This window comes from Pseudomonas sp. NFX98 (assembly GCF_047784845.1).
Taxonomy (GTDB): domain Bacteria; phylum Pseudomonadota; class Gammaproteobacteria; order Pseudomonadales; family Pseudomonadaceae; genus Aquipseudomonas.
In genome coordinates, this window is the sequence record NZ_JBLNNF010000017.1 from 72034 (window position 1) to 96031 (window position 23998).

24 protein-coding genes are annotated in these 23998 nt (G+C 60.5%); 6 read left to right on the forward strand and 18 right to left on the reverse strand.

Annotated features, from left to right (window positions below):
* Positions 1-139: 139 nt before the first annotated feature.
* The 17 genes from urtD to cbiE all read right to left on the reverse strand — a co-directional run bounded on the left by urtD (position 140) and on the right by cbiE (position 17141).
* Positions 140-1009, reverse strand: coding sequence for an urea ABC transporter ATP-binding protein UrtD (gene urtD, locus ACM110_RS21890; protein WP_416129406.1), 870 nt, complete (start codon positions 1007-1009; stop codon positions 140-142).
* Entirely contained in the window at positions 1006-2085 is a 1080-nt protein-coding gene (gene urtC, locus ACM110_RS21895; protein WP_338584480.1) for an urea ABC transporter permease subunit UrtC, read from the reverse strand. Before urtC ends, urtD begins: the two co-directional genes overlap by 4 nt.
* The gene (urtB, locus tag ACM110_RS21900) at positions 2085-3584 is read right to left on the reverse strand and encodes an urea ABC transporter permease subunit UrtB (protein ID WP_338584481.1); all 1500 of its coding nucleotides are present in this window, start codon (positions 3582-3584) and stop codon (positions 2085-2087) included. The genes urtC and urtB overlap by 1 nt, the downstream gene beginning before the upstream one ends.
* Before the next feature lie 127 nt (positions 3585-3711).
* Complete coding sequence (urtA, locus tag ACM110_RS21905) at positions 3712-4977, reverse strand: urea ABC transporter substrate-binding protein (RefSeq protein ID WP_416129407.1); 1266 nt, start codon at positions 4975-4977, stop codon at positions 3712-3714.
* 219 nt (positions 4978-5196) lie between these two features.
* Positions 5197-6207, reverse strand: a complete 1011-nt coding sequence (locus ACM110_RS21910) for a FecCD family ABC transporter permease (protein WP_416129408.1) — start codon at positions 6205-6207, stop codon at positions 5197-5199.
* Positions 6204-7154: an ABC transporter substrate-binding protein gene (locus ACM110_RS21915; RefSeq protein ID WP_416129409.1), complete on the reverse strand. Its 951-nt coding sequence runs from the start codon at positions 7152-7154 to the stop codon at positions 6204-6206. The genes ACM110_RS21910 and ACM110_RS21915 overlap by 4 nt, the downstream gene beginning before the upstream one ends.
* The gene (locus ACM110_RS21920; RefSeq protein WP_416129410.1) at positions 7151-7939 is read right to left on the reverse strand and encodes an ABC transporter ATP-binding protein; all 789 of its coding nucleotides are present in this window, start codon (positions 7937-7939) and stop codon (positions 7151-7153) included. Before ACM110_RS21920 ends, ACM110_RS21915 begins: the two co-directional genes overlap by 4 nt.
* Positions 7940-8097: 158 nt before the next feature.
* Complete coding sequence (locus ACM110_RS21925) at positions 8098-9477, reverse strand: PepSY-associated TM helix domain-containing protein (protein WP_416129411.1); 1380 nt, start codon at positions 9475-9477, stop codon at positions 8098-8100.
* Between the two features lie 108 nt (positions 9478-9585).
* Positions 9586-11703 (reverse strand): TonB-dependent copper receptor, encoded by a 2118-nt coding sequence (locus tag ACM110_RS21930; protein ID WP_416129412.1) that lies wholly within the window; start codon positions 11701-11703, stop codon positions 9586-9588.
* A gap of 190 nt (positions 11704-11893) precedes the next feature.
* Positions 11894-12340, reverse strand: a complete 447-nt coding sequence (locus tag ACM110_RS21935) for a DUF2946 domain-containing protein (RefSeq protein WP_416129413.1) — start codon at positions 12338-12340, stop codon at positions 11894-11896.
* Positions 12341-12361: 21 nt separating this feature from the next.
* Entirely contained in the window at positions 12362-12841 is a 480-nt protein-coding gene (locus tag ACM110_RS21940) for a copper chaperone PCu(A)C (RefSeq protein WP_416129414.1), read from the reverse strand.
* Positions 12842-12889: 48 nt separating this feature from the next.
* Positions 12890-13288, reverse strand: a complete 399-nt coding sequence (locus tag ACM110_RS21945) for a DUF2946 domain-containing protein (RefSeq protein ID WP_416129415.1) — start codon at positions 13286-13288, stop codon at positions 12890-12892.
* A gap of 109 nt (positions 13289-13397) precedes the next feature.
* Positions 13398-13721 (reverse strand): transcriptional regulator, encoded by a 324-nt coding sequence (locus tag ACM110_RS21950; protein WP_338584490.1) that lies wholly within the window; start codon positions 13719-13721, stop codon positions 13398-13400.
* A 4-nt stretch (positions 13722-13725) separates the two neighbouring features.
* A complete protein-coding gene (locus tag ACM110_RS21955; RefSeq protein ID WP_416129416.1) occupies positions 13726-14061 on the reverse strand; it encodes a type II toxin-antitoxin system RelE/ParE family toxin in 336 nt (111 codons plus the stop codon).
* A gap of 56 nt (positions 14062-14117) precedes the next feature.
* On the reverse strand, positions 14118-14843 hold the full coding sequence (locus ACM110_RS21960; protein ID WP_416129417.1) for a cobalt-precorrin-6A reductase: 726 nt from the start codon (positions 14841-14843) through the stop codon (positions 14118-14120).
* Complete coding sequence (locus ACM110_RS21965) at positions 14840-15937, reverse strand: cobalt-precorrin-5B (C(1))-methyltransferase (RefSeq protein WP_416129418.1); 1098 nt, start codon at positions 15935-15937, stop codon at positions 14840-14842. The genes ACM110_RS21960 and ACM110_RS21965 overlap by 4 nt, the downstream gene beginning before the upstream one ends.
* Entirely contained in the window at positions 15930-17141 is a 1212-nt protein-coding gene (gene cbiE, locus ACM110_RS21970) for a precorrin-6y C5,15-methyltransferase (decarboxylating) subunit CbiE (protein ID WP_416129419.1), read from the reverse strand. The genes ACM110_RS21965 and cbiE overlap by 8 nt, the downstream gene beginning before the upstream one ends.
* 116 nt (positions 17142-17257) lie before the next feature.
* On the opposite strand from cbiE, the gene cobG reads away from it, so the two are divergent.
* The 6 genes from cobG (at position 17258) to ACM110_RS22000 (ending at position 23397) form a co-directional block, all read left to right on the forward strand.
* On the forward strand, positions 17258-18580 hold the full coding sequence (gene cobG / locus ACM110_RS21975; RefSeq protein ID WP_416129420.1) for a precorrin-3B synthase: 1323 nt from the start codon (positions 17258-17260) through the stop codon (positions 18578-18580).
* Positions 18573-19199, forward strand: coding sequence for a precorrin-8X methylmutase (locus tag ACM110_RS21980; RefSeq protein ID WP_416129421.1), 627 nt, complete (start codon positions 18573-18575; stop codon positions 19197-19199). Before cobG ends, ACM110_RS21980 begins: the two co-directional genes overlap by 8 nt.
* Positions 19199-19930 (forward strand): precorrin-2 C(20)-methyltransferase, encoded by a 732-nt coding sequence (locus tag ACM110_RS21985; protein WP_416129482.1) that lies wholly within the window; start codon positions 19199-19201, stop codon positions 19928-19930. Before ACM110_RS21980 ends, ACM110_RS21985 begins: the two co-directional genes overlap by 1 nt.
* A complete protein-coding gene (cobJ, locus tag ACM110_RS21990) occupies positions 19930-21627 on the forward strand; it encodes a precorrin-3B C(17)-methyltransferase (RefSeq protein ID WP_416129422.1) in 1698 nt (565 codons plus the stop codon). Before ACM110_RS21985 ends, cobJ begins: the two co-directional genes overlap by 1 nt.
* Positions 21628-21813: 186 nt before the next feature.
* The gene (locus ACM110_RS21995; protein WP_416129423.1) at positions 21814-22578 is read left to right on the forward strand and encodes a hypothetical protein; all 765 of its coding nucleotides are present in this window, start codon (positions 21814-21816) and stop codon (positions 22576-22578) included.
* A gap of 60 nt (positions 22579-22638) precedes the next feature.
* On the forward strand, positions 22639-23397 hold the full coding sequence (locus ACM110_RS22000; protein WP_416129424.1) for a hypothetical protein: 759 nt from the start codon (positions 22639-22641) through the stop codon (positions 23395-23397).
* Here ACM110_RS22000 and ACM110_RS22005 read toward each other — a convergent pair.
* Entirely contained in the window at positions 23366-23962 is a 597-nt protein-coding gene (locus ACM110_RS22005) for a MarC family protein (protein WP_416129425.1), read from the reverse strand. The genes ACM110_RS22000 and ACM110_RS22005 overlap by 32 nt on opposite strands.
* Positions 23963-23998: the final 36 nt, after the last annotated feature.

Sequence of the window (23998 nt, forward strand, 5' to 3'; positions counted from 1 at the left end):
TACCCCTCAAATCTCCTGTAGGAGCTGTCGAGTGAAACGAGGCTGCGATCTTTTGATCTTGATCTTCAGTGGCAAAAAAGATCGCAGCCTCGTTTCACTCGACAGCTCCTACAAGCTTCTACAGATTCCTGTGGTGACATCAGCGACCGAGATAAACCTCAATCACCCGCTCGTTATCCTGCACCTGTTCCAGCGACCCTTCGGCCAGCACACTCCCCTGATGCAACACGGTGACGTGGTCGGCGATCGAGCCGACGAAGCCCATGTCGTGTTCCACCACCATCAGCGAATGTTTGCCGGCCAGGCGCTTGAACAGCTCGGCGGTGAATTCGGTTTCGGCGTCGGTCATGCCTGCGACCGGTTCGTCGAGCAGCAGCAGTTGCGGGTCCTGCATCAGCAACATGCCAATTTCCAGAAATTGCTTCTGACCGTGGGACAGCAATCCGGCCGGACGATTGACCGAAGCCGTCAGGCGAATGGTGTCGAGCACTTCGGCGATGCGGTCCTTCTGTTCTCCATTCAGGCGAGCCCGCAGGCTGGCCCACACCGACTTGTCGGTTTTTTGTGCCAGCTCAAGGTTTTCGAACACGCTCAAGGCTTCGAACACCGTCGGCTTCTGGAACTTGCGGCCGATACCGGCCTGGGCGATCTGCACTTCGCTCATCTGCGTCAGGTCCAGGGTTTCACCGAACCACGCTTTGCCATGGCTGGGCCGGGTCTTGCCGGTGATCACGTCCATCAGCGTGGTCTTGCCCGCGCCGTTGGGGCCGATGATGCAGCGCAACTCGCCGACGCCGATGTACAGGTTCAAATCGTTCAGCGCCTTGAAGCCATCGAAGCTGACGCTGATGTCTTCCAGGGTCAGAATGGTGCCGTGGCGAGTGTTGAGTCCGGGGCCGACACGCTGGCCGAGACCGATAGCGTCACGGCTGCTGCCGGCATCCTTGTTGGGCTCCACGGGAAAGAACGCCGGTTCGAGCATGAATTCAGCCGTCGCAGTGACTCTCATTGTTCACCTCTTTTCTTCAGCAAACCGATCACGCCTTTGGGCAGATACAACGTCACGACGATGAACAGTGCGCCGAGGAAGAACAGCCAGTATTCGGGGAACGCCACGGTGAACCAGCTCTTCATGCCGTTGACCACACCGGCGCCGAGCAACGGGCCGATCAAAGTGCCGCGACCGCCGAGCGCAACCCACACCGCCGCTTCGATCGAGTTGGTCGGCGACATTTCACTCGGGTTGATGATGCCGACTTGTGGCACATACAAGGCACCGGCCAGACCGCACAACACCGCGCTCAACACCCACACGAACAACTTGAAACCACGCGGGTCGTAGCCGCAGAACATCAGGCGGTTTTCCGCATCGCGCAGCGCGGTCAGCACCCGGCCGAACTTGCTTTGAGCCAGGCGCCAGCCGATGTACAGGCTCGCCACCAGCAACATCACCGTGGCGAAAAACAGCACCGCGCGGGTGCCCGGTTCGGTGATGCCGAAGCCGAGAATGGTGCGGAAATTTGTGAAGCCATTGTTGCCACCGAAACCCGTTTCGTTGCGGAAAAACAACAGCATGCCGGCGAAGGTCAAAGCCTGGGTCATGATCGAGAAATACACGCCCTTGATTCGCGAACGGAAGGCGAAAAAGCCGAACACCAGCGCCAGCAATCCCGGCGCCAACACCACCAGACAAAGGGTCCAGAGAAAGCTGCTGGTGCCGGTCCAGAACCACGGCAGTTCGGTCCACGACAGGAACGTCATGAAGGCCGGCAAACCGTCGCCCGAGGCCTGGCGCATCAGGTACATGCCCATCGCATAGCCGCCGAGGGCGAAGAACAGACCGTGGCCGAGGGACAGCAAACCGGCATAGCCCCAGACCAGATCCAGCGCCAGGGCGACGATGGCGTAGCAAAGGATTTTGCCGACCAGGGTCAACGTGTAGGCCGAGATGTGAAACGCGCTGTCCGGTGACAACAGCGACAGCAGCGGCAACGCCAACAGCAGAACGAGGATCACCGCGCCGACGGCAATCGAGACTTTGGGGCCGGCTTTTTGGGTCGCGGTAACGAGCAGGGGCTGGTTCATCAGTCGATCACCCTTCCTTTGAGTGCGAAGAGGCCTTGCGGACGTTTCTGGATGAACAGAATGATCAGCGCGAGGATGAGGATCTTGCCGAGTACGGCACCGATTTGCGGTTCGAGAATCTTGTTGGCAATGCCGAGACCGAACGCCGCCAACACGCTACCGGCCAGTTGTCCGACACCGCCGAGCACCACCACCAGGAACGAGTCGATGATGTAGCTTTGGCCGAGGTCCGGGCCGACGTTGCCGATCTGGCTCAGCGCCACGCCGCCAAGGCCGGCAATGCCCGAGCCGAGGCCGAAGGCGAGCATGTCCACGCGTCCGGTGGGCACGCCGCAGCAGGCGGCCATGTTGCGGTTCTGCGTCACGGCGCGCACGTTCAGGCCCAGGCGCGTTTTATTCAGCAGCAACCAGGTCAGCACCACGACAAACAAGGCGAAGGCGATGATCACGATGCGGTTGTACGGCAGCACCAGATTCGGCAGCACCTGAATCCCGCCCGACAGCCATGCCGGGTTTGCCACTTCGACGTTCTGCGCACCGAACACCAGACGCACCAGTTGAATCAGCATCAGGCTGATGCCCCAGGTGGCGAGCAGGGTTTCCAGCGGGCGGCCGTAGAGGTGGCGAATCACCGTGCGCTCCAGCGCCATGCCGATGGCGGCGGTGACGAAAAATGCCACCGGCAGCGCAATCAGTGGATAGAACTCGATGGCCTGTGGCGCGTAGCGCTGGAACATCAACTGCACAACGTACGTCGAGTAGGCACCGAGCATCAGCATCTCGCCGTGGGCCATGTTGATCACGCCGAGCAGGCCGAAAGTGATCGCCAGACCGAGGGCGGCGAGCAGCAGGATCGAGCCCAGGGACATGCCGCTGAAGGCCTGCCCCAGAAGTTCGCCGACCAGCAATTTACGTTTGACTTGGGCGAGGCTGGTTTCGGCGGCGGTGCGCACATTGGCATCGGTCTCGACGCCTGGCTCCAGCAAGCTTTCGAGGCGTGTGCGGGCCAGCGGGTCGCCGGTTTCGCCGAGCAGGCGCACAGCGGCCAACCGCACGGCGGGGTCGGCGTCAACCAATTGCAGGTTGGCCAAGGCCAGGCTCAGTGCGGCGTGGACGCTTTCGTCCTGTTCGCCAGCGAGTTGTTTGTCGAGGAATTTCAGCTGTGCCGGTTTGGCACTTTTTTGCAGTTGCTGCGCGGCGGCCAGGCGCAGTTTGGCGTCGGCGGCGAGCAATTGATGACTGGCCAGGGCGGTGTCGATCAGACCCCGTAGGCGGTTGTTCAGGCGCAAGGTTTTCGGCTGGCCGTCGACGGTCAATTCGCCTTGTTGCAGGGCGTTGATCAGTTCGACGCGGGCAGGATCGGGCTGCGCGGCCCAGGCTTCCAGCAGCTTGGCTTGCTGCACGGGATTGGCGGCGACGAAGTCTTCGGCGTCGCCAGCGTGAGTGGCCATTGGCAACAGGAAAAAAACACAGGCGAGAAGCAAACGATAAAGGGACATAGCTACGTCCTGAAGGGCGACGACGGCCCCTGTAGGAGCCGAGCTTGCTCGCGATGGCGGTGTGTCAGGCATACCGCTATCGCGAGCAAGCTCAGCTCCTACAGGGTTGGGGGCTTGTTCCTGTGGCTTAGTTGCTCTTCATCGCATAGTCCGGCTTCTTGTCGTTACCCGGAATGAACGGGCTCCAAGGCTGGGCACGGATCGGCCCTTCGGTCTGCCACACCACGTTGAACTGACCGTCGGCCTGTATCTCGCCGATCATCACTGGCTTGTGCAGGTGGTGGTTGGTCTTGTCCATGGTCAGGGTGTAGCCGGACGGTGCGGCAAAGGTCTGGCCGGCGAGGGCTTCGCGGACTTTGTCGACGTCGGTGGACTTGGCTTTTTCCGCAGCCTGCGCCCACATATGGATGCCGACGTAAGTGGCTTCCATCGGGTCGTTGGTCACTGCTTTGTCGGCGCCCGGCAGGTTGTGTTTCTTGGCGTAGGCTTTCCAGTCGGCGACGACTTTCTTGTTCGCCGGGTTCTCCACGGATTCGAAGTAGTTCCACGCCGCGAGGTTGCCCACCAATGGTTTGGTGTCGATGCCGCGTATCTCTTCTTCGCCCACCGAGAACGCCACGACTGGAACGTCGGTGGCTTTCAGGCCCTGGTTCGCCAGTTCTTTATAGAACGGCACGTTGGAGTCGCCGTTGACGGTGGAGATAACCGCAGTCTTGCCACCGGCCGAGAACTTCTTGATGTTGGCAACGATGGTTTGGTAGTCGCTGTGACCGAACGGGGTGTAGACCTCTTCGATGTCCTTGTCGGCGACGCCTTTGGAATGCAGGAACGAGCGCAGGATTTTGTTGGTGGTGCGCGGGTAGACGTAGTCGGTGCCGAGCAGGAAGTAGCGCTTGGCGCTGCCGCCTTCTTCGCTCATCAGGTATTCAACGGCAGGGATCGCTTGCTGGTTCGGCGCGGCGCCGGTGTAGAACACGTTCGGCGACATTTCTTCGCCTTCGTACTGCACCGGGTAGAACAGCAGGCCGTTGAGTTCTTCGAACACCGGCAACACCGATTTGCGCGACACGGACGTCCAGCAACCGAACACCACGGCTACCTTGTCCTGGGTCAGCAACTGACGGCCCTTTTCAGCGAACAGCGGCCAGTTCGACGCCGGGTCCACGACTACCGGCTCCAGCATCTTGCCGTTCACGCCGCCCTTGGCGTTGATCTCGTCGATGGTCATCAGCGCCATGTCTTTGAGCGACGTTTCGGAGATCGCCATGGTGCCGGACAACGAATGCAGAATACCGACCTTGATGGTCTCGGCGGCCTGGACAGTCCAGGTCATGCCCATCGCGGCAATGGATGCCGTGAGTGTGAAAGCCTTGATCAAACTGCGACGCTTCATTGTGCGATCTCCATGAACTTATGAATTTTCTTGGTTGGCAGATGCGGACTACTGAAGGGTCTTTAGCAAGGGCTGTGCCCGGTCGGGAAAAGGCAGGGAAATGTCGTTTTAGAGCGGTTGCGCGGTGGGGTGGCGCACCATGAAGGGACGGCTTGCGTGCACTGGTGCGCTGCCATGCGCCAGATTGGCGCACTGATACCTGTGGAGGAAGGAGGTCGGTTAGCGGCGGCGCATCAGGCCTATGAAGAACAAACCACCAATGGCTGCTGTGGCCACGCCAATAGGCAAGTCTTCCGGGGCGATCATGGTCCGGGCAGCAACATCGACCCAAACCAGAAACACACTGCCGAGCAACACGCACACCGGCAGCAATCTTCGGTGTTCAGCCCCGACCAGGCGCCGTGCAATGTGCGGCACCATCAGCCCGACAAAACCGATCGAACCGCTGATCGATACCAGCACCCCAGTCATCAATGAGGCAATCAAAAACACCCGCAAGCGAACGGTGCGCGCATTCAATCCCAGGGTCACCGCCGTTTGTTCGCCGGCCATCAGCGCATTCAACGGTCGCACCATGCCCAGCAGCAGAACCAGGCCGAGCAGCACACTGACGGCTGGAACGGCCAACAACTCCCAACGCGCCAGTCCGAGGCCGCCAAGCATCCAGAACATCACCGCCGAACTGGCGCGGTGGTCGCCCATGAACAGCAGCAAGTTGGCGATCGCCATCATCACGAACGACACCGCCACACCGCACAGCAACAGCCGATCACTGTCCAGGCGACCGTGACGGCTGGCGATCATCAGCACCACCAGCATGCTCAGTAGCGCACCGATAAACGCCGCGATCGGCAAGGTGAGCAGGCCGACGATTTCACCGACGTGCAGCACCACGATCACCGCGCCGAGCGTCGCGCCAGAGGTGACGCCAAGCAAATGCGGATCGGCCAGCGGGTTGCGCGTCACCGCTTGCAACACCGCACCGATCAGCGCCAGCCCGGCGCCCACCAACGCACCGAGCAACATGCGCGGCACGCGGATCAACCAGACGATGTGTGCCTGCCCGGCGCTCCAGTCCGGCACGCCGAAGCCGAACAACTTGTGCAACAGAATCCGCCCCACCACGTCCACCGGCACCCGCGCCGGACCGAAGCCCAGCGACACCACACACGACATCAGTAACAACGCGCCGAGGGCAACCAGCAACAAGACGTAGCGACGATTGATCATGCGCCGTGGAAACCCTTGGCCAGGGTTTCGACGGCCAGCACGTTATCGATTCCCGGCGTGGCTTGCACATAAGGAATGACGATGAAGCGCTGGTGCTTGATTGCGTCCACCGATTGCAGTGCCTTGTTGTTGCGCAAAAATTCAATCTTCTGTGCGGCGGTGACTTCGCCGTAGTCGACGATCACGATCACCTGCGGATTGCGCTCGACCACATTTTCCCAGTTGACCCGGGTCCAGCTCGCGTCGACGTCGTCGAGAATGTTTTGCCCGCCCGCCGCATCGATCAGCGCTTGCGGCATGCCCAAACGGCCGGACGTCATCGCCCGGTCTTCGCCACTGTCGTATAGGAACACCCGTGGTTTGTCGGCGGGCAGGTCTTTGCGGATCTCGGTGACTTGCGTCTGCATCCTGGCGATGACCGCGTTGGCGCGATCCTGCACGTCGAAGATTTTGCCGAGGTTGCGCAGGTCGTTGTAGGTGTCTTCCAGACTGGCCGGCGGACGCTTCATCACGAAGGCGCAAGACTCGGTCAACTCATACACATTGATACCCAGCGGTTGCAGGGTTTGCGGTGTGAGATCACCGCCGACGCGCATCCCGTAATCCCAACCGGCGAAGAAGAAATCGACGTTGGCATTGAGCAGGGTTTCCACCGACGGGTACTTGGCCGCCAGCTCCGGCAAGCCGTCGAGGATGGTCTGCATCTCGGGCGTCACCGACTTCCAGCCAGACACGCCGCTGTAGCCGGCCATCTGTGGCTTGAGGCCGAGGGCGAGCATCATCTGGGTCATGTTGATGTCGTGGCTGACCGCGTGTTTCGGCGCTTGCTGGAAGGTCACCTCACGGTTGCAGCTCTGGATCTTCAACGGGTAGTGCGTGGCCTCGGCCAATGCCTGGGCGCTGCCGAGCATCAGAACGAGGGAAAGGCTGGAGCGCAGAAAATTCATGGTTGGGTAATCCAGGTAATTCGTGGGTAGCCGTGCAGGGGATGTTCATCGATGAGCGCTTCGACGCCGAACACGTTGCGTAGCAGCGCAGCGTTGAGGACTTCTTTCGGCGTGCCGCTGGCCACGATGCGGCCGTGATTGATCACGTACAGCCGATCGCAAAATGCCGCGGCCAGATTGAGGTCGTGGATACTCGCCAGCGTGCCGATTTTCAGGCGTTTGACCAACTGCAGCAGCTCCAGTTGATAGCGTGGGTCGAGGTGATTGGTCGGCTCATCGAGGATCAATAGTTGCGGTTGCTGGGCCAGGGCGCGGGCGAGAATTACTCGCTGTTTTTCGCCACCGGAGAGGATGGTGAACGCGTGATCTTCGAAGCCTTTGAGGCCGACCGATTCCAGTGCCTGGCTCGTGAGGTTTCGATCCTCGACGGTGTCGCCATCGAACAGGCCTTTGTGCGGCGTGCGGCCCATGGCGACCACTTCGTCCACGGTGAGGCCGAAGGCATCGGGAAACTCTTGCAGCACCACGGCGATGCGTTGCGCGCACCAGCGTGAGGATTGCTTCCAGACGTTTTGGTGGTCGAGCCGGACCTCGCCGCTTTCCGGTTTGCTGAAGCGCCAGGCACAACGCAGCAGACTGGTCTTGCCGCTGCCGTTGGGGCCGATCAACCCGACAAACTCCCCGGCAGCTACGTGCAGCGAGGCATCACGCAGCTGGAACTGGTGATGACAGTGGCCGTGACCGAGGGGTGTCCAGGAAATGCTTGTGAGGTTCAGCGAGGGCATGCAGCGGCTCTTGAGGTGATGCTGATGGCCCTATCGCTGGCAAGCCGGCTCCCACAGGTTTTGCGCAAGGCCTGTAGGAGCGAGCTAGCTCGCGATGAGGTCGGGGTGACATGCGCGGGGATTCTACAGACATCTCTAAACCGCGCATCTCGCCTGTTTCATGATGAAGATGAGGCCGACTCAGTCTGCCGGGTGAAGCGCGACAGCACCACGCGATCAAGCACCCACACCACCACCAGCGAAGCCCCCACCAACGGGAACGCCACCGCCAGCGCGAACATGATCACCATTGCGGTTTTCCATTTCGGCAGGTCGTGGCGCAGCGGCGGCACGCCGAATTTGCCTTGCGGACGACGCTTCCACCAGATCACCACACCGCTGACGGCGCTGAGCAGGATCATCAGGCAAATCAGCAACACGATGATCTGGTTGACCACACCGAACATCTTGCCTTCGTGCAGCATCACGCCGATTTCCGTGGCGCGGGCGACGGTGCCGTATTGTTCGTAGCGCACATCGGCGAGGACCTTGCCGGTGTATTGATCGACATGCAGGGTGGCATCGTTGCGCGGGTCATCGGCGAATACGGCGATGGTGAATACGCCGGTGGCGGTGGTCGGGAAGGTGATGCTGTAACCCGGTTCAACCTTGCTTTGGGTGGCGATGTTCTGCACATCTTGCAGGCTGATGGTCGGCGCGGCCGGGCCGGCTTGTGCGCCACCGTGGGCCATGTGTTCGGCGTGATCGCCGGACATCGGCATCGGTGTGTTTTCCATCGCCCATGGCACGGTCTGGCGGGTGGCGCTGTTGAGGCTGCGAGCTTCGACATCGGACTTCGGTACGTCATCCCACATCGCCGCCGGAAAGACGTTCCAAACGGCCGCGTACTGCTGGCCCCAGAAGCCGGTCCAGGTCATGCCGCTGAGCAGCATCACCAGCAACAGGGACGCGCCCCAGAAACCGGTGACGGCGTGCAAGTCGCGCCACAAGATGCGGCCGCGACTGCTCAAACGCGGCCACAAAATACCCGCTGCCTGGCCGCGCGGCCACCACAGGAACACCCCGGAAACCACCAGCACCACGCCCCAACCGGCAGCCATTTCAACCAACCGGTCACCGACGGTGCCAATCATCAACTCGCCGTGGATCGCCCGCGCGATTGCTTGCAGGTTCTTCTTGGCGTCTTGCTCGCCGAGGATGTCGCCGTGGTACGGATCGACGAATACGTTCAGTTCGTTGCCAGCGTTGAGCACGACAAACTGCGCGCTGCGTTCGGCGTTGACCGGTGGCAGGTACTGCTTGATCGTGCCTTGTGGGTACGAGTCTTTGACGCGCTTGAGCAGGTCGTCGGCCGGGATCGTGTGATGGCCGGCGGGTACGTTGAGCATGCTGCTGTACATCAGCGAGTCGAGCTGCGGCTTGAACAGGTAAATGGTGCCGGTCAGGGCCAGCATCACCATGAATGGCGCAACAAACAATCCGGCATAGAAATGCCAGCGCCAGGCCAGGTTGTAGAAATTCACTTTGGGCTGTTTCATCACGTGTGCTCCGCTTGGCTTGGGTCTTTTAGTTGTGTGTTGGCGGTTGCTGCGCAACCGATCGCGAGCAGGCTCGCTCCTACGGGGAGCGGGCTGCCCACGAAACGCTTAGAAACTCATGTCCACCTTCGTCCAGAGCGTGCGCCCCGGTTCCTTGATGGCTTGCGGGTCATTGGCCGGGTAACCGAAACCGGCGTTGCCGGCCAGGTTCAAGTGTTCGGCGTAAGCCTTGCCGAACAGGTTGTCGACGCCGCTGCTGACCTTCCAGTTGCTGTTGATCCGATAGGCACCGTTAAGGGAGAACACGGCGAAACCGGGTGTCTTGTCGAAGTCCTTGCCGACCACGTTGCCTTTGTTCTGGTCAATGCGGTTTTGCGCGGCGACCACTCTCCACAGTGCGCCGGCGCTCCAGTTGTCTTCGCTATAGGTCAGGCCGAAACGAGCATCCAGCGGTGGCATTTGCGGCAATGCACTGCCATCGCTGCTGTTCTTGCCCCAGGCGTAGGCCAGGGTCGCATCGGCTTTCCAGTTTTGGGTGAAGTTGTAGGCAGCGCCCAGTTCGCCACCCATGATTCGCGCGTCGATGTTCTCGGCTTGCGAGGTCATGCCCATCATTCCGGGCGTGTAGTTGAACAGGATGTAATCGCGCACCTGGCCGACGTAAGCCGAGGCCCAGGCTTCGAGAAGTTCGGTCTTGTACTGCAGGCCGAAATCGAGCTGGGTGGTTTTTTCCGGCTTGATCGAATCGAAGGCATTCACCGATCCGGCCGGGCCGGAATTAGGCGAAAACAGCTCCCAGTAATCCGGGAACCGCTGGGTATGCCCCACGCCCACATACAAAGTGGTCGGGCTGTCGGCCAGGTCATGCTCGTAACGGATGAAACCGCTGGGCAAGGTATCGGCGCGGGTGTCGTCGGCGGTCGGGTTCGGCCGGGTCATCATTCCCGAGCCGGTGGTCTGGCGAAAATCCTTGGCCGAAGCGCGGTCCAGGCGTGCACCGCTGATCAGTCGGTCACGCTCGGCGGCGTACCAGGTCAGTTCGCCGAATACCCCGTAGTTATGGAAGTCGGCATCCTTGGTGTACGGCTGGTCCTTGTAGGTGTCGATCCCCATCGCGCTGCGCTGACGGTGTTCGTTGGTCTGCGCATCGATGCCGCTGATCAGTTGCACATCGGCCCAGCGCCAGGTGCCCTTGATTCGAGCACCGAGGGTGCGGCGGTCGACGTTGGACGCCATCGGCCCGGACATCATCCCGGTGCCGGACGGTGTGCGCAGGGTGTAGTTGTCCATGACGTGGTCGGCGTAGTTGTAGTAGACCTGCGCCTCGAGTTTTTCCATCACGTCGCTGATGTTGGATTTTTCAAAACGCAAGCCGAGGCTTTCGCGCTTGAACTGCGAGCCGTCCATGCCGCGCCCGGCGTAACGCGCCTCACCGTCGCCCTTGCCGGCAGTCAGCTCCAGCAGGGTATCGGCATCCGGAGTCCAGCCGAGCGCAACGTCGCCGTTCCATTTGTCATAGCGCGACGGGACGGTGTCGTTGTTGCCATCCCGATAGTCGTCGGCATGCGCGGTGTTGCCGATCACTCGCACGTAACCCAGCGGTCCACCGGCAGCGGCGTCCACCAGTTTGTCTAAACGGCCGTTGGAACCTGCCAGTACGCTGGCGTTCACCCGCGTGCCGAGCTCGCCGAAGCTTTCCGGTTCGCGATCAAAGAGGATGGTGCCCGCCGAAGCGCCCGGGCCCCAGAGCACGGTTTGCGGGCCTTTGATCACGGTCAGCTTGTCGTAGGTTTCCGGCGAGATGTACGAGGTTGGCGCGTCCATCCGACCTGGGCAGGCACCGAGCATCATGCCGCCGTTGGTGAGGATGTTCAGGCGCGAACCGAACATGCCGCGCAGCACCGGGTCACCGTTAGTGCCGCCATTGCGCACCTGGGCGAAACCCGGAATGGTCTTCAGATAGTCCGAGCCATCGCTGGCCGGCACCGGTTGGCGCGGGTCTTTCGGGTTGGTAACGATGGTCAGCGGTGAACTCGGAGCAATGGCGGTGATGACCGTCGGGCTCAGTTCTTCACTGTGACCGGCGTGTTCATCGGCCAGCGCGGAGGGCGCCAGCAACGCACTGCACAGAATCGCAGTGGCGTGCCTGAAACGAATGCTGGATTCGTTCTGGGTAAAAATGGCTTGGGCAGGGCTCAAGCCTGTGTCAGCAGAAAACCTGGACATGACAATTTCCATCGAACAGTCGTAAACGACACGGCCGACAACCAGTGCAATCCCTGTGGGAGCGAGCTTGCTCGCGATGAGGGAGGATCAGCCAACAACTATGTGTATGACCGGACGCCATCGCGAGCAGGCTCGCTCCCACAGGTTGATTTGATTGTCTTGCGGACCGTGTGAAATCAGAGGTGGCTGTTTACGCGACGATGGGCGGGGCGCGGGTGCGGGCGCCGGGGAAGAAGGTTTGCCGGGCATGGCCCAGGCGCGGGGAGGGTATGGTGAACGTACTGACGGGCGGGATATTGAAGGCGACGAAGGACCCGCCGCCGGTCAATGCCGGGCAGTTGAACAGCAGGCTGCAATAGCCGCATTTTTCCCAGATTGCATGGTGCCCGGCCGCAGGCGGGCAATGTTCGGCCGAGGGTTGCGCGCCATGTTCGGCGTGCTCCATGGCCGACATGTCCATACTCATGTCCATCGACATGTTCATGGACATCGGGGTGCGCGAATCCATCGGCATCGACTGGGAAATCAGCGGACCGATAAAGATCATCAGCATGGCGAACAGGCTGATCCAGCTGCCGTGTGTCAGGCTCGATGGCTGACGACGTGGACTGGATGACCTGGCGCTAAGCGGGCGCATGGGCGTGTTCAGCTCAGTTGGTTACTGGACGTGCGCGTGTTGTTGCGTAACCTCGGGCGCCTGCTTCTGCACCGCCACTTCGACCGTCACGTCACCGGACTTCTCGAAGTGCAGGGTCATCGGAAAGCGCTTGCCGTCGCTGAGCAGACTGCGGTCTTTCAAGCCCAGCAGCATTACGTGATAGGCCATCGGGGCAAACGTGACATTGCCACCGGCAGGGATTTCCACACTCGGAACGAGCTGCATTTTCATCAGGTCGTTCTGCATTACATGCTCGTGCAACTGCGCTTCGCCGGAGATTGGCGAGTCGACGCTGAGCAAGCGGTCGGCGGTCGTGCCCGAGTTGTGAATCACGAAGTAAGCCGCGACTGTCGGCGCATTCGGCGGCAACTCCTGCGACCACGGATGGGCGATTTCCAGTGCGCCGGCCTTGTATTCGTGGGCATTGGCAAAGCAGGCAGGCAGCAGCAACGCGACCAGAACGATGAGTTTGTTCAACATGGCAGTTCTCCAGAGCGATTCAAAACGCAGATCAATTGCGAGAAGGAATCACACCAGAGGCGAGGCGCGGGGATTGAGACTCGGCCATTGCTGGCGCGGTGACGGGGAGTTCAGTGATGCGGGGGGTAGGCTTCGATTGGCTTCGAACTGCGCGAAATACAACTGCGGCATATGTCCGGGCAACGCCACCAATGGCGCGGAGCCGGAGCAGCACCAGCAATGCTGCATATTGGAATGATCGTCGTTCTGCGGGGCTTTCTGTTCAATGTCGCCGATGGAGATCGCCACCAGTTTGGTGCCGCCGGACGTGCAGAAACTGCCCCACAACAATTGTTCGACGGGTGACTTCGCCGACTGCGCCATCGCTCCGGACATCGGCATGGCGAGCATGTTGAACAGGACTGCGAAGCAGGCTATCCAGGCAATTGCGAGCCGTTGTCGGGACATGGGACAAAATCCGTTTGGGTGGGTGATCAGGCGCGGGCTATTTAGCCTGATCAGGGCCGATAAGTAAAAAAGCGACGTGCGGTTTGGTGTCGCAGTAAAAACACGTGGCTCAGTGCGCACGTACCGCATGTACTTGTATATCTACTCCCAGCGTAGCTCGAATTACGGCAAATATCGCAGCCAGGTTATCCATGCTTGGGTTGCCTTTGGCAGACAGCATTCGATGGAGACTTTTGCTGGGTTTTGCCGTTTCCTTTGCGAGTTCTTCAAAGCCAACAGTAGCGTTTATGAGGTCGCGCAAGATGATCCGGGCCATTTCAGGTTCGCCGTTAAGAAACAGAGTAGCAGCCTCATCCAACAACGCCTGGGCGAACTCGGGGTCACGTTGGGCACGCTCGGCAATGGTGTGTTTGTAGCTTCGGGTGAGCGCCATGACGTTATCTCCGGTGCCGTTCAGCCTTTTTTCGGGATCGAAATTCGGCTATCAGTGTTTTTGCCTGTTTGATGTCTGTTTTTTGTGTGGATTTATCGCCCCCACCAAAAAGGATGATCAGGCGCTTCCCCTCCTGAACAAGATAGATTCTGTAGCCTGGGCCCCAATTTATCCGGCACTCGCCGAGACCGTCGAACCACTTGATGTTTGATGTATTTCCTAGTTCCAGCCGGAGCAGCGCACTGGATACCTTGAGTGCCGCCTGCGCATTCAAGGTGGAAAACCAGCGACCAAAGGGGCTTGTTTCGTTGTCCTGAACGTATTCTTCGAGTGTGATCACTGGCGGCCCTGAAGGTAACAAATAGGTTACTTATCATGCAAGCCGACCATCCTGCCCTACGAAATGAACTCCAACAACGCGTCAAGTGTTTCCTCAAGCGTCAGAAACTCCCGCTCAACCCCCGGCAACACCGGCCGCTTCAACACCAGCACCGGCACCCCACGCTCCCTCGCCACTTCCAGCTTCGGCTCAGTAGCCGTGCTGCCGCTGTTCTTGCTGATCAACACATCGATCTGCCGACGATCAAACAACTCACGTTCATCATCGATCAGAAACGGCCCGCGCGCGCCGATCACTTCGCAGCGCTCGTTGCCGGGATTAACGTCGAGTGCGCGCAGGGTCCAGAATTGCTCCGGAGGGATTTCGTCCAGGTGCTGCAATGGCTCGCGGCCGAGGGTGAACAGCGGTCGGCGAAAGGGTCTCAGGGCGTTGATCAGCTCGGACCAATCGCTGACTTCGCGCCAGTCATCTCCGGCCTGTGCGTGCCACGCCTGGCGCCGCAGTGCCCAGCAGGGAACACCGCTCAAACGCGCGGCAGTCGCTGCGTTTCGACTGATTTGCGCGGCGTAAGGGTGAGTGGCGTCGAGCAGCAAATCGATGCCTTCATCGCGAATGAACTGTGCCAGACCTTCGGCACCGCCATAACCGCCGACGCGAACCTGGCATCTCAGATCCGTAGGCACCCGGCCGATGCCGGCGAGGCTGTAAATGTGTTCCGGCCCCAAGGTGCGGGCAATGGCCAGTGCCTCGGTCACGCCGCCGAGCAGCAAAATTCGTTTCATTGAAAAGCTCCCGCGTGGCCGACAATCCCGCCCTGGCGGTCGATGGCAAACACTTCCACCTGAACCTGCGCCGGCACCACGCTGCGGGCAAAGTCCAGCGCGTGCCGGCACACCGCATTACCGAGGGCAACACCGGCGGCGCTGGCCATGGCCAGGGCTTGCTGGCTGGTATTGGCGTCGCGGATGCCTTGCTGCAACGCTATGTCAGCGCCGATCGCGGTGGCCCATTCGGCCAGTTGTGGCAGGTCGATGCTTGAATGCCGGCTGTGCAAGTCCATGTGCCCGGCCGCCAGTTTGCTGATCTTGCCGAAGCCACCGCAGATGCTGAGTTTATCCACAGGCACTTTGCGCAGATGCTTGAGCACCGCGCCGACGAAGTCGCCCATTTCGATCAGGGCGATTTCCGGCAGGTTGTAGACCCGGCGCATGGTGTCTTCACTGGCGTTGCCGGTGCAGGCGGCGATGTGCAGGTAGCCGTTGGTTTTCGCCACATCGATGCCCTGGTGGATCGAGGCAATGTACGCGGCGCAGGAAAACGGCCGGACGATGCCGCTGGTACCAAGGATCGACAAACCGCCGAGAATGCCCAGGCGCGGGTTCATGGTTTTCAGTGCCAGGGCTTCGCCGTTCTCGACGTTGACCGTGACCTCGAAACCGCCGCTGTAGCCGAGCTCGTCGGCCAGCCGGGTCAGGTGATCACTGATCATTTTGCGCGGCACCGGGTTGATCGCCGGTTCGCCGACGCCCAGTACCAGCCCGGGACGGGTGACCGTGCCGACCCCGCGTCCGGCGTTGAAGCGAATGCCCGGCTCATGGTTCAGGCGCACGTGGGAGTAGAGCAGTGCGCCGTGGGTTACGTCCGGATCGTCGCCCGCGTCCTTGATGGTTCCCGCTTCGGCACCTTCATTCGCCAGTCGACAGAATTCCAGGCGCATCGGCACGTGCTTGCCCTTGGGCAGGATGATTTCCACCGCGTCCGCCGTTGTGCCAGCGAGCAACAGGCGAGCCGCCGCCAGACTGGTCGCGGTGGCGCAACTACCCGTGGTCAGGCCACTGCGTAGCGGTGCGGGTTGTTCGGCGGTCTCGTCACGCATCAAAAGGCTTCGTCATGTCCAGCACGGTAATCGGCAAGGCCTGGCGCCAGGTATCGAAGTCGCCCAGCGGCTGCGCCTGAGCGATATGAATGCGCGTCAGCTCACCGCCGTGTTGTTCACGCCACGCCATCAGGGTCATTTCACTTTGCAGCGTGACCGCGTTGGCGATCAATCTGCCACCGGGTTTGAGGGCGGCCCAGCAAGCGTCCAGCACGCCTTCGCGGGTGACGCCGCCACCGATGAAAATCGCATCCGGACGTTCGAGGCCGTCGAGGGCTTGTGGCGCGCGGCCGCGAATCAATTGCAGGCCGGGCACGCCGAGGGCATCGCGGTTGTGCTCGATCAGTTGCTGCCGGCCTTCGTCGGCCTCGATGGCCAGTGCCCGGCAACTCGGGTGGGCGCGCATCCATTCGATACCAATCGAACCGCTGCCGGCGCCGACGTCCCACAGCAGTTCGCCGGGGATCGGTGCCAGGCGTGCGAGGGTGATTGCGCGGATGTCGCGTTTGGTCAGTTGGCCGTCATGCTTGAACGCCGAGTCCGGCAGGCCGGCCAGACGTGACAGGCGAGGCGTATTCGGTTCGGCAATGCAGTCGATGGCGATCAGGTTGAGGTCGGCGATGTCGGGATCGGTCCAGTCGCTGGCGATGCCGTCGATACGCCGCTCGGCTTCGCCGCCCAAATGTTCCAGCACGCTGAGGCGACTCGGGCCGAAGCCTCGCTCACGCAGCAGTGCGGCGATAGCGGCGGGACTGCTGCCGTCGTTGCCCAACACCAGCAAGCGCACGCCGCTGAACAATTGCGCGTTGAGTGCGGCGACAGGGCGGGCAACCACCGACAGCGTCACCACGTCCTGCAATGGCCAGCCCATTCTGGCAGCGGCCAGCGAGCAAGAAGAGGGGGCCGGCAGCGTCAGCATTTCATTGGCCGACACCCGCCGCGCAAGGCTGGCCCCGACGCCGAAAAACATCGGGTCGCCGCTGGCCAGAACACAGACAGGTTCGCCACGCAGGGCCAGTACCGGTTCGATCGAGAACGGACTCGGCCAGCATTGGCGCTCGCCACGAATGCATGGCGGCAACAAATCCAAATGCCGTTGACCACCGTAGATCCGTGAGGCACGCAGCAGCGCATGCCGGGCGTTTTTGCCCAGACCTTTGAAACCGTCTTCACCGATGCCTACAACTGTCAGCCAAGGCGACATCTAAACTCCTCATTTGCGGTTGTTCCGACGGGCAGACTTTTCATGCCCTCGAACAAAGCAGGCATAATACCGCGCTTGCGCCCTCAGAGCGCTTTTCCCACCAGCTGGTTGCGCCCTTGAACGAACGCCCTGTATCCAACGCCTTACGCCCCTCGGCCTGTCCGGGGTTGCTGCGTATTGTCCCGGCGCTGGATGGCGGAATCTGCCGGATCAAACTCGGCGGCGGTTCGATCAGCAGCACCCAGGCCAAGGCTGTGGCAAGTGCGGCAGAACATTTTTCCAGTGGCGCGATCGAGGCGACCAACCGCGCCAATCTGCAAATACGCGGGATTGGCTGTGAGCAAACGGCATTGATCGAGAGTCTGCTGGCCGCCGGTCTGGGGCCGCAAAACGCGGCGGGCGATGACGTGCGCAACCTGATGCTCAGCCCGAGCGCCGGGATCGATCGCAAGATGCTGCTCGACACACGTCCATTGGCCGAGCGGATCCTCGCTACGCTGCAAAATCACGAACCCTTTCACGACCTCAGCGCCAAGTTTGCCGTGCAACTCGATGGTGGCGAGGCCTTGGCGATGCTCGAACATCCCCACGACCTATGGCTCTCGGCCTTTGTGCGAGACGACGAGGTGCGGTGGGCGTTCGGTCTGGCGGGTTGCCCAACGGACACGCCCGCAGGTTCGGTGGCACTCGACGATGGCCACAACCTCGTGGTCGCGGTGCTTGAGTTGTTTCTGGAATTGGCGCGACCCGAGCAAACGCGGATGCGTCATTTGTTGGCCGAGTATTCGGTCGAAGACTTCCTGAGTCGACTTGCCGGGCGCCTGTCCTTCCATGCCATGACCGATTGGCGACGCACAGAGGATTCAGTGGTTCTGCACATCGGTGCTCATCCACAGGCCCAGGTCGGTCTTGTCTATGTGGGCGCCATATCGCCACTGGGACGCCTTGACCCTGCGATGCTGCGGGGCGCGGCACAACTGGCGAGCGAGTTCGGCGACGGCAGCCTGCGGTTTACCCCGTGGCAAAGTCTGCTGCTGCCCAATGTTCGCAACCAACACGCCGCTGAAGTCGTTGAGCGACTGGAGCAATTACGTTTTTTGTGCGACCCCGGACAATCGTTGACACGAATGATCGCCTGCACCGGTTCAAGCGGCTGTGGCAAAGGTCTGGCCGAAACCAAGGGCGATGCCCTGCAACTGGCCACTCTGCTGCAACGTCACGGTCACGCGCTGAATGTGCACCTGAGTGGTTGTCCGCGTTCCTGTGCCGCCGCGCACATTGCGCCGGTCACATTGCTGGCCGTCGCCCCCGGCCACTACGATCTCTATTTTCGCGATGCAGCGCAGCCCGGTTTCGGCGCCCTGCACGCTCGCAACCTTACTATCGAAGCGGTCGCGACTTTGCTCGACGCCCGCTCACGGAGCCCCCTTGATGCTTGATTACATCCGCGACGGTCAGGAGATCTATCGCAACTCCTTCGCGATCATTCGCGCCGAGGCCAACCTCGCGCGAATCCCGGCCGATCTGGAAAAACTCGCGGTGCGGGTGATTCACGCCTGCGGCATGGTCGATGCCATCGACGGTTTGCAGTTTTCCGAAGGTGCGGGCAAGGCGGGGCGTGACGCGCTGGCTGCCGGCGCACCGATCCTGTGTGATGCGCGAATGGTCTCCGAAGGCGTGACCCGCGCGCGGTTGCCGGCGAACAATCAGGTGATCTGCACGCTGCGTGACGAGAGCGTTCCAGAGCTTGCCCGCGAACTGGGTAACACCCGTTCTGCTGCCGCGCTGGAGCTGTGGCGTCCTCATCTGGAGGGTAGTGTGGTGGTAATCGGCAACGCGCCAACAGCACTGTTTTATCTGTTGGAAATGCTCGACGCCGGCGCCCCGAAACCGGCGCTGATCCTCGGCTTTCCGGTGGGTTTCGTCGGCGCCGCCGAATCCAAGGCAGCGTTGGCGGCGGACAGCCGTGGCGTGCCTTTTGTCATCATGCAAGGTCGCCTGGGCGGTAGCGCCATGGCCGCCGCCGCCGTCAATGCCCTCGCCACGGAGATCGAATGATGCAGCAACCTGGACGTTTGATCGGCCTTGGCGTCGGCCCTGGTGATCCGGAACTGATTACCGTGAAAGCCCTGCGCCTGCTGCGCGAATCGCCGGTGGTGGCGTACTTCGTCGCCAAGGGTAAAAAAGGCAATGCGTTCGGCATCATCGAGGCGCATCTGCAGCAAGCGCAAAACCTGTTGCCGCTGGTTTACCCGGTGACCACCGAAGCGTTGCCGGCGCCGTTGTCCTACGAACAAGTGATCAGCGATTTTTATGATGAGGCCGCCGTAGCGCTGGCATCGCACCTCGATGCCGGTCGCGACGTGGCGGTGATCTGCGAAGGCGATCCGTTCTTCTACGGCTCCTACATGTACCTGCACGACCGGCTCGCCGAGCGCTACCAGGCCGAAGTCGTGCCGGGCGTGTGCTCGATGCTCGGCGGCGCCTCGGTACTCGGCGCGCCGCTGGTGTACCGCAATCAGAGTCTTTCGGTGTTGTCCGGCGTGCTGCCCCATGACGAACTCAAGCGTCGCCTGGCCGACGCCGACGCGGCGGTGATCATGAAGCTGGGGCGCAACTTTCCCAAGGTTCGCCAGGTGCTGGAAGAACTCGGTCTCGCTGAGCGTGCGTTGTACGTCGAGCGCGCGACCATGGCCAACCAGAAAATCGTGCCGCTGGATCAGGTCGAGCCGATGTCCTCGCCGTATTTCTCGCTGATCATCGTTCCCGGCGAAAGGTGGCAAGGCTGATGACCCGACCAGCTCCGGCGATTGTCATTCTCGGCAATGGCAGCCTCGCCACCGCGCGTACGCTCCAACAGGTTTACCCCGGCGCCCTGATCCATGGGCTGGCCGAACGGGTCGATGGCGCGGACCGTGTCTATCACGAGTTCGGCGCGACCCTTCGAGAACTGTATCAACAGAACACGCCGATCATCGCGTTGTGCGCGGCAGGGATCGTGATCCGCACACTGGCACCGTTGCTGCTCGAAAAGGGCGCCGAGCCACCGGTGCTGGCCGTGGCTGAAGACGGCAGCGCGGTGGTACCGTTGCTCGGTGGCCTGGGCGGTGTGAACGTGATGGCGCGAGAGATTGCCGTCCACCTCGACGTCGCACCGGCCATCACCACCAGCGGTGAACTGCGTTTCGGTACGTGCCTGCTCAACCCGCCCAGCGGTTATACCTTGGGCGATCTGGAACTGGGTAAGCGTTTCGTTTCCGATCTGCTCGCCGGCGAAACCGTGCGCATCGAAGGTTCGGCACCGTGGCTGGCGCAAGCGCAGTTGCCTGAGGATGCACAGGCGCGGCTGGCGGTGCACGTCAGTCATGCCGAACGCATACCGGCGGCCAACGAATTGCTGATCTATCCGCGCAGCGTGTTGGTCGCGGTCAGTGCCAGCGTTGCGGATTTGCCGAGCGTGATTCGCCAGGCATTGCATCAGGCTGCAATTGCCGTGCAGTCGGTGGCCTGTCTGTTGGCCGCCGAAACCGAAATGGCTAGCTCGGCGCTGCGTGAAGCGGCACTCGAACTGGGTGTGCCTTTGCGCTTTTCCAGTGCCGTGGGTGGAGCCGTTGAACTGGCACGTCAGGCTATGGAGCCTGCAGCTTCCATCGTTGGTGATGATGCCGTCGCCATTGCGGTGGCCGAGCGGCCATTGGACCCGTTGCAGATCGGCCGTGCGCGCGGGCGCCTGGCGGTAATAGGTCTTGGGCCGGGTGCGGCCGAGTTGATGGTGCCGGCGGTGAAGGCCGAACTCGCACGCGCCAATGACGTGCTGGGTTACGAAACCTATGTACGCATGGCCGGGCCATTCCGCGCGGACCAGGTGCTGCACTGCACCGACAACCGTGAAGAGATGCAGCGCGCCCGTCACGCTTTCGAGTTGGCGGCCCAAGGGCGGTCGGTGGTGGTGGTGTCGTCGGGCGATCCAGGTGTTTTCGCCATGGCTGCTGCGGTGCTCGAAGCGCTTCACGAATCCGATGACGTTCATTGGCACAACGTCGATCTCGAGATCCTGCCGGGTGTGTCTGCCTCGCTGGCAACTGCGGCCCAGGCCGGGGCACCGTTGGGTCATGACTTTTGTGTGCTGTCGCTGTCGGACAACCTCAAGCCTTGGTCGATCATCGAGAAGCGGCTTGACCTGGCATCCCAGGCAGATCTGGCCCTGGCGTTCTACAACCCGATTTCGCGTTCACGTCCTTGGCAATTGGGGCAAGCGCTGGAGATCGTCGCCCGGCATCGCGTGCCAGAGACTCCGGTGGTTTTGGGGCGCGACATCGGGCGGCCGGGGCAGACGCTACGGGTGACGACCCTCGGGCAACTGACGCCAGATCAGGTTGATATGCGAACCATGGTGCTGATTGGTTCCTCGACCACCTGCGTCTTTCCTCGCGCAGAAGGCGGGTCGTGGGTATACACACCTCGTTGGTATGGCAGTAAGCCGTAAGTTGAAGCGTGGGCCGGTGCAATGCCGGCCCATATTGTTTTTTATTTAAAGTTTTAACTTTTGAGTCGGCAGTTGTGCGTGACCATATCTTGTGGCTTTTTCATGTTTGACCCACTTCAGGTGGGTTGCTAGATTTTGCTTTCCTGCAACGCGTAGGGCTATTTAAGTAACAGGGAAGTGAACGAGATGGCTGAAGATATTGATGAAGCATTCGATTATGCGGCGCAATGGGAATATTTCGGGCTTGCCAAAGTTTTGAGGCCGATGACGCATATGGCAAGTATGAAAATGGCCTCGGAAAAAAGTGACAAGGAATCCGCCGCTGTATTGGGGTCAACCATTGCTGCTTATGATGAAAGACTATCGGGTGATGATCGCGAGGCATTCGACGATACGCTTCTTTATGCGGAAATACGTGCAGACAAATTCTTCAACCGCGAAACCCAGCGCCGCGAATGGTATGGCGAATACAGCACGGCATTGACGAATTGCGGTTGGCCGACCATGAGCGACCCTTACAGGGAGTACATCAGTGGGGAGCTGGACTTCACCATGGACGAGGCTGCGCTACAAATCATCGCCTTGGCCGCCGGTGCCGATAAGCTGAAAGTTTTGCCGCTGATCTCCAACGCCTTTAATTCTCTGGAAAAAAACGAAGGTGCAGTAAAACTGATAGAGCTGAAAAGGAAACGCAATAGAGCCGGTAACTTTCAGGTCGCTCCCTGTGTTTTGCTGGACGGACGGCCAACAATGATTGCGTGTGCCCTGCAGATGGAAACCAGGGAGCTTATAACAAAGATGCTGTTTTTCAAGTATCGAGGTGAAGAAGTTAAAGTATACAGCGCGGCTACCCGTCGGACGTTAAATAGACGTGCGTACAATGTCGTTAAGGATTTTATTCGGGCAGCGGCCGACAAGGCAAGACTCGAATATTTCAAAGTTCGGTTGTAAATAGGATGAAAGCTTTGATGCTCGAAGTTCTATTTTCTTTCGTGGTCTGGAAGGTGAAGCATGGATAGTTTCCGTCAGGAGTCATTTGTCGATACTGGGCTATTAAGCGTGTTGTCGAGTTCATTGGAAAGCCAAATGAAGTGCGACACGTTGTATTCATTACTCGCCTCCCGATTGATGGCGTCGAGTAAATTTCCGAATGCCGGAAGGTTTTCGCAATGGCACAGAACGTTTGCCCAAGCGCTTGAGCGGAACGCTTGGACGCTCCGGGGAGAGCAAGTGCTTCGGCCAACATTTGAAGGGCAAGCCAGCGTCACGCTTAGTGATGTGATCATTCAGGCAATGGCAGGCCCGTCGCTTCGGGAACAGAGTGCGTTAGTACTCGACGCATTGAGTGCCTTCAGCAAAATTCCCACGTATTCACCACCAGCGGTGCGCTTTCGGGAGCGCTGTGTCAGTCAGCGCATGGTCAAGGTGCCAGGGAAGGAAGAGGAGCAACGCTTTACCGTGCATGTTCTGTTTGCAGTGAGCTCACGCAACGCCTGCATGGATTTGTTCCACCTTGAGTTTGAAACGACGCAAGCTGTGGAAGAGCCTTTTTTGCAGCTGGCCTTCTTGACGCGCAGTTTTACTTCACCGGTATCGGTGAAACATCACGCGTTCGAAATGGCGGCGAGGGCGTTTGCTAGAAGCAGGGAGCAAATCATCACCTTTGTACGGTGGCATCAAATGATAGCGGTCACGCCCGATATTGAACCAGGGCAGGATTACGTGACCTGTGGCGCCGTCATGGCACCAAATACCCTTTCACTCCGGTGAAAATAATCTGCGCGGCCAATGCACACACGAACAAACCCATCAACCGGCTGACAATCTGTAACCCCTGATCACCGAGAATGCGCTCGATTCGGCTGGACAAGAAAAGCACCACGCCGACAGTGAAGCTGGCCAGCGCAATACTGAGAATGGCCGTGAGTTTGTCGTCCCAGTGCGGCTGGCTTACGCCCATAACCAGCAAGGCACCGATGGTGCCGGGGCCGACCGTCAGCGGAATGGTCAGCGGGACGATGGTCACGTCCTGCTGCACGTTGTCGGTCTGCACGGCCGACTTGCCTTGGGCCATGCCCAGCGCCGAGATGAAGAGTACGCTGCCGGCGCCAATCCGGAACGCGTCCACGGTGATACCGAAAACGTCGAAAATCACTCGGCCAAACAGATACAGCAACACGCTGGAGACCAGCGTGGCGGTCGCCACTTTCCAGGCCAGCCGACGTTGTTCCTTGCGTGAGTAGCCGCGGGTGAGACTGATGAAGCAGGACAACACGAAGAACGGGCTGTAGAGCACCAGCATCTTCAGGTAAACGCTGAATAACACGTGGAGCATGATTTTGGCTCGCCGCAGGAAAATTGTTGAAACGGA